The sequence below is a fragment of the Mycobacterium sp. IDUB_19 genome, assembly GCF_055419445.1.
In genome coordinates, this window is sequence record NZ_JBVAXR010000185.1 from 1 (window position 1) to 884 (window position 884).

The 884-nt window shown below is 58.6% G+C and carries 1 protein-coding gene; it reads right to left on the reverse strand.

Annotated features, from left to right (window positions below; all coding sequences use genetic code 11):
• Window positions 1-95 precede the first annotated feature (95 nt).
• Window positions 96-884, reverse strand: a 789-nt coding sequence (locus ACZY0B_RS27820; RefSeq protein WP_463767433.1) for a TylF/MycF/NovP-related O-methyltransferase, incomplete at its 5' end; no start/stop codon positions are given.

The following is an 884-nucleotide window of genomic DNA, read 5'->3' on the forward strand; positions in this document are numbered from 1 at the left end:
AAAGCAAACACGTTCGTAGACATGGGTTTCCAGCGAACGGCATTTGCCGTCCGTGCTATTGGCAACCGGATCCAGGCTCTACTGCTGTGCGATGGTCATGGCTTACGCCACAACACACCTGTGCCGTCGATTTCCACGATCTCGGCAGATATTCCGTGCTTCTCGCGGTAATCGGCCACAGCCTGCTCGCACGCTTTCAGCGCGTGGTAGTCGTCGATAATGCAAAAGCCCCCCGACGACAAGCGCGGGTAAAGCGCATCGAGAGCCTGAATCGTCGATTCATACAGATCACCATCGAGCCTCAACACAGCAATCTGCTCAACCGGAGCATCAGCCAACGTGTCCCTGAACCAGCCGGGGATAAAACGAACCTGATCATCGAGCAATCCGTAACGCTCGAAATTCGCCTGGACCTGTTCCTGCGAGACGCCCAGTATGCTCGCATGCCGGTGTAGCTTAATTCCTTTGTCGGCTTGGTAATTCGCCGTATCCGGGGGTGGTACTCCGGCGAACGAATCGGCCAGCCACACCCGTCGCGTCCGATCTCCGTAAGCGGAAAGAACCGCACGCATCAATATCGAAGCGCCGCCACGCCACACGCCGCACTCGACCAGATCACCCGGAACTTCGTCAGCGAGCACTGTCTCGACGCACTGCTGCAAACTGGTCAGCCGCTGCATCCCAATCATCGTCAACGCGTCCGCCGGCCAATCCAGGCCTCGGTCCCGCGCATATTCGTTGAATGGGTATTTACGGACGAGCATGAAGTTCCGGGCATTGAACAACGGGCGCCCGAGCCGGTACCAACCGACCGGCACCAGCTCGTCCTGGCCGTATCGAGTGAGGTCACGACGGAGCAGATCGAGGTACGCAGACCGCGAGTC